Below are 5,508 nucleotides of genomic sequence, written 5' to 3'. Positions count from 1 at the left end.
TGGCTGGCCTGCTCAACCGCACCGCGCTTGAACTCGGTGCTGAACTTCCTTCGCTTCGACATGAACACTCCTCATGGCCTTGATCGGCCTTCTCGTAAGTGTCCGTGAAAACGGGGGTGAACCCAAGGCTCCTCGAGTGACGCAAGCAGCTTCTATTGTAGCTGAGGAGGCTCGTAAAGGTTACAGCTCGGGGCAATCGAAGACTGATGCGAGGAGCCCGAAGCACAATTCGACTAAACAGCTTGTACGCCGAATTCGCAACCCGAGCGTAATTGACTTCGGTGTCATAGGAAGAACATGAGGATGCTATGCAACGCCAAGATGCTGTAGCAGAGATCCGCGCAACCTATGCCGATCTTCTCGCCGATCATCCGCTATTGAGAGCTAACGCCGTGCTTGCCACACCGTCTGTACGGGAGGCAGCTACATTAGTTTTCGATAAGGCTCGTCGTGCGCGGTCCTCTGTGGCGTTCTGGGCCCATCCGCTTTCTGGGAAGTCTTCTTGCATTGCCGCGCTGCGAAAGCTTGCGCCAACTCAGTTTCCGCAGTGTGGATTCATAGTCTATGAGCCGTCTTCAAAAGAGGTGCCTGCCGAAGGTGCGCTGATAGAGGATCTGCTTTCAGAAATTGAATATGAAACACGCATTGAACGTACCTTGACCGGGAAGAGAAATCAGCTTGAGCGCGCTCTCTATTCCATGGCAATCGCCGGCAAGCATCTCTTCTTCGTGATCGATGAAGCGCAGAACCTGCACGCTAAGGAGCTTGGGTGGCTGAAGCGCCTGGTGAACTGGCTCGCAGTCCGTGATATCAGAGTCACGGTCGTACTGTTCGGACAAAGCCAGCTGTGCGCAATACATGATCGTCTCAAAGTCCAGATGCCCGATCTGAGTGAGAGGTTCATGTCCCGGTTAAACGAGTTTCGGAGCTTGCAAGATGCGTCGGATATCCGGGTGTGCCTCCGTTGCTGCGATGAAGAAACGGAGTACCCGGCTGGCTCTGGGTGGTCATACACCCAGTACTTGTGGCCGCGCGCGTTCGAACATGGATTTCGACTGGCCAGGTGCGCCAACGATCTGTACGACGCTTTCCGAGCTCGTTCCGGAGGAACTATCGATCGGGAAGGAGTGAGCATGCAATGGGTCGCCGAAGCATTGATGCTCGTCGGATTGGAAGCCGAAGCGAGCGATGCTGACGAATTTGCTATCTCAAAGAACGTCTGGGAACGGGCAATCGAGGATTCAGATTATGGTGTGCGGACACCTCCCGTTATGGTGTCTGCCACACGTCGTGGCAAATCAGAACGACGGCCGCCAAGATGATCGGTTGGAATGCGCTTCTAGTTGATGAGCATTGCTCATCCTGGACTGTCGTTCAGCTTCTAGAGTGGCTTAACCACTCTCCTGTATCTTGGCTTAGGACCAAGCGTGCGTGGCGTTTTCATATGGCCAATGAGGCAGTACTCCTGCCGGACTCTCACGTGAGTGGGGCCTCGGCCGGTCAGGAAGAGATCAGGCAGATCACTGAGGTCCTCTCCCAGAAGCGTCGATGGTTGCCAGCCAACGCGTTGCGCTACTGTCCTGTGTGCATTCGTGCCGGTCTTCATTACCGATATCAGCAGGATCGTAGGTTCCGGCTCTGCATTGTTCATCTCAAGCGACTGCGCGAAGGCTGCCCAGATTGCGGGAGCGCTATTGATACCAAGGGGACGCAGATTCATGGCTACGTCTGTTCTCGATGTAAGAAATCTCTTCTGGTTAGGGATGCCCCTGAATTACGTACATTGGACCAAATAGAACGGGACACGGCTATCTATGACGACCTAGAGCGCTGGCAGTGGGAGGCAGAGATGCTTCACGTCGGATACCAACGAGCAGGCACCGGATATGCGTTCGATTTGTGGTACGGGCTGTCCTTGAACTCACAGTCAGGACTTTACTGGCGAGCTCTGGCTTTGGCTCCGAACCAGCGAGTTGCTGCTGCATTGGAGCCCACACCAATCAGCTTCCATATCTTTCCGGCATCGTCTCTCTCGGCGCCAATACAGCCTTATGAGAACGAAGGGGTTGCCAGCGACGGACTGCAGCCCTACATGCGCTTGATGAATGCTGTGTCGCGCCATCTGCGTCGTACGCACTTGCGCGGCCACGGCGCTTGCTGTCGATACGCCATTGGAGCCATGGGCGGCTTGCGACGTAGAGCGACCGGTGAGGTGAGCATTGACCCAAGGCTATGTTGTTTGGGACAGGCCTATGCACTCTGGCGACTGCAATGGAATGGCGAGTTTCAGCGGATGGCGGGAACTTTGACACTCAGGCATGCAGGGGTAGATAGCAACGACTTCAGGCTTCCCAATCTTGGCGCAGCGCAACTCAGTTTGATCAGCTCCTTTCAACATTGGGTAGATGCAATTGCCCAGATTCAAGACGCATTTGGCGAGCTGAACAGGCGCGTACTCCTCGATGGCGTATCCGAGATGCCTCACTGGGCCTTGCTGCAAGAACGGGCCCTTTATAGCTGCCCCATCCACTTTCGACATCCTGATCTCAGATCCCTTGGTCGCTGCGACCGAGGGCAGGTCAAGCGACGGGAGCAGGAGGAAATTTTTTCCATCCGTAACAAGATTGAGCGATCTCGATAATTTGATTTTTCATGGATTTGACATTGCATGATGCACTCTCATCCTACCTATCTGGATGAGGTGAAAGGATGAGAATCACCAAGCGCCGGTTGATCATGATCATCGGGGGCATCTTTCTCATTTTGGCTGTCATCCTGAGCATTGCGCCGTGGTGACTGGCCACAAAAATGATGACGCATTGCGACGTGGCCTCTACAAGACCGTAGCTTCAGGCGAGCGCTAGAGCTCATGAGCGAGGTCGCTCTTAAGTATGCGTGTGATGGTCAGCCAGGCATCCTCCGGATCCGTGTGGGCAAAGGATTCCGCTATGTAGATGGCGACGGGCGGTCAATAGATGACTCAGCGACTTTGCGCCGGATTCATGGACTATCGATACCTCCGGCCTATACGGATGTATGGATATGTGCAAGCTCCGACGGACATCTCCAGGCAACCGGTCGCGATGCGCGTGGGCGGAAGCAGTACCGCTATCATCCAGGATGGGTGCGGCAGCGCGGCATGGACAAGTTCGACCGTATCCTGGCATTCGGCAAGGCATTGCCGGCATTGCGCCGGCAGGTGCGCAGGCATCTAGCGCTACCTGGTCTTCCGCGCGAGAAGGTGTTGGCCCTGATCGTCTCGGTGATGGGCCGGACCTACGCCCGAGTGGGCAATGCGACCTACGCACGCAACAACCACTCCTATGGCTTGACCACCCTTCGCGCGCGGCATGTAAGCCTGCCCGGAACGAGCATGGCACAGATCCGCTTTACCGGAAAATCCGGTCGCAGGCACGTGCTACACATCGACGACACCCGCTTGGTTGCGCTGATCCGGCGCTGTCACGATCTGCCAGGGAAAATGCTGTTCCAGTACCAAGACGACGACGGCCAGGTACGGCCCGTCGATTCGGGTGATGTCAACGAGTATCTGCGGCAGGCGACCGGTAGCGATTTCAGTGCAAAGGACTTCCGTACCTGGGGAGCAACCCTGACCACGCTGATAGAGCTGGCGCGGTTGCCGCTGTCCAGCGATGCGAGTGAATCGCAGCGGATGTCGCTGCAGAACCAGGTCATCGCCTCGGTGGCCGGCATGCTCGGCAATACGCCGGCGGTATGCCGCAAGTCCTACATCGACCCCTGCGTGTTCGATGCCTGGCGTACCGGGCGGTTGGAGCCGCTGCACGCGCTTCGTGGCATCCGGCAGCTGGAAACGGCCGCGCTCCGGCTGCTGCGCGCCTGCCATCGCTAGAGCGAGCAGGGAACGGCTGGCGCCGTTCGTCAAAGCGGTATTGCACCGCATGCACATCGCTTCCACGTTCTTTCACGGCCAGGCAGCGACGGCGTATCGGAAGATCGAAACCCAATATGGGTTTAGGAGTTCGCTATGGCGACCTGCGACGTCTGCGGAAACGAATACCGGAACAGCTTCACGGTCACCAAGGGCGATGTGACCCGCACGTTCGATTCCTTCGAATGCGCGATCCATGCCATGGCGCCGCGCTGCGCGCACTGCGGATGCGTGGTCATCGGCCACGGTGTGGAGGCGGGCGGTACGGTCTATTGCTGCGAGCACTGCACCCGCCATGCGGGTGGGTGAGTTCAAGGCGGATATCCGAATCACTGTCCGGACCTGCGCGGGAGCATGACCCATGGCAACCAGAAGCAAGACACCCGATGCCGCGGCATCCGCCAAGAAGGCAACCGGGCACCAGGCATCCAGCGAGAGAGCGGAGTGTACCGCCGAGCGGCAGCGCGACCTGCAGGCGCAGGCGAAAAGGCAGAAAACTCCGAAGCCGGAACCGGAGAAGGGTGGCGTGCAGGCCGGCACGCGGCGGCAGCCGTCGAAAATGCCGGCGCAGAGCCTGGAGAAACCGGGCAACGAGCATGAACTGCAACTGCCACCGCGCTACATGGCGCCGGACTACCGCGGCAGCGGCAAGTTGCAGGGTATGCGCGCCTTGGTGACCGGCGGCGATTCGGGCATCGGCCGCGCCGTGGCCATCCTCTTCGCGCGTGAAGGCGCCGACGTGGCGATCCTGTACCTGGACGAGCACGAGGACGCGCAGACCACCCGCAAGGCGGTGGAGGAGGAGGGGCAGCGCTGCATCGCGATCAGCGGCGACGTGCGCGATCCGGCGTTCTGCAAGCAGGCCGCGCGGCAGGTGAACGAGGCGTTGGGCGGCATCGATATCCTGGTCAACAACGCCGCCTTCCAGTTGCATTGCCATCGGCTTGAGGACCTGCACGACGCGCACCTGCAGGAAACCCTGCAGACCAACATCGCCGGCTACATCCAGATGGCGCGCGCGGTGCTGCCCTATCTCGGCCAGGGTGCAAGCATCATCAATACCGGCTCAGAGACGGCGCTGTTCGGCAGTCCGTCGCTGATCGACTATTCGGCGACAAAGGGCGCGATCCATGCTTTCACCAGATCGTTGGCGGCGCAGTTGTCGAGCCGCGGCATCCGTGTCAACTGCGTCGCACCGGGGCCGGTGTGGACGCCGTTGAACCCCGCGGACAAGGAGGCGCCGGAGGTGGCGAAATTCGGCAAGGACAGTGACATGGGCCGGCCGGCGCAGCCCGAGGAACTGTCACCGGCCTATGTGTTCCTGGCCTCGCCGGTGACCGCCAGCTACGTGAGCGGTGCGATCCTGCCGGTCATGGGCGGCCCGCGCGGCTGAACCCGGCGCAGCGACCATGGCGCCCGGCAAGAACGATGCGACCGCACTGATCATCCTGGACATGATCAACCTGTTCGATTTCGAAGGCGGTGACGCACTCGGCGCCCGTGCGGTAGCGCTCTGCCCACGGATCGCCGGCCTGGGGGGGGGGGGGGGGGGCGGGCGGCCCCCCGCGGGGGCCGCGCGCCGCCCACAACCCCCCCCC

At 59.6% G+C, this 5,508-nt stretch carries 5 protein-coding genes; all 5 read left to right on the top strand.

What is annotated here, in order from left to right; translation table 11 throughout:
• Positions 1 to 308 precede the first annotated feature (308 nt).
• The 5 genes from QMX80_RS18035 (at position 309) to QMX80_RS18015 (ending at position 5,303) form a co-directional block, all read left to right on the top strand.
• Positions 309 to 1,322: an ATP-binding protein gene (locus QMX80_RS18035; protein WP_282278553.1), complete on the top strand. Its 1,014-nt coding sequence runs from the start codon at positions 309 to 311 to the stop codon at positions 1,320 to 1,322.
• Between the two features lie 158 nt (positions 1,323 to 1,480).
• Complete coding sequence (locus QMX80_RS18030; RefSeq protein ID WP_282278551.1) at positions 1,481 to 2,641, top strand: hypothetical protein; 1,161 nt, start codon at positions 1,481 to 1,483, stop codon at positions 2,639 to 2,641.
• A gap of 228 nt (positions 2,642 to 2,869) precedes the next feature.
• Entirely contained in the window at positions 2,870 to 3,871 is a 1,002-nt protein-coding gene (locus tag QMX80_RS18025) for a DNA topoisomerase IB (protein ID WP_282278550.1), read from the top strand.
• Positions 3,872 to 4,006: 135 nt separating this feature from the next.
• Positions 4,007 to 4,219, top strand: coding sequence for a hypothetical protein (locus QMX80_RS18020; RefSeq protein WP_273083474.1), 213 nt, complete (start codon positions 4,007 to 4,009; stop codon positions 4,217 to 4,219).
• Between the two features lie 52 nt (positions 4,220 to 4,271).
• Positions 4,272 to 5,303 carry an SDR family oxidoreductase gene (locus QMX80_RS18015; protein WP_282278549.1) on the top strand — a complete coding sequence of 344 codons (1,032 nt, stop codon included), beginning with the start codon at positions 4,272 to 4,274 and terminating at the stop codon, positions 5,301 to 5,303.
• Positions 5,304 to 5,508 lie beyond the last annotated feature (205 nt).

The organism is Stenotrophomonas sp. PS02297, assembly GCF_029959705.1.
In the GTDB taxonomy this organism is placed as follows: domain Bacteria; phylum Pseudomonadota; class Gammaproteobacteria; order Xanthomonadales; family Xanthomonadaceae; genus Stenotrophomonas; species Stenotrophomonas nitritireducens.
This window is presented reverse-complemented; position numbering and strand designations above follow the sequence as displayed.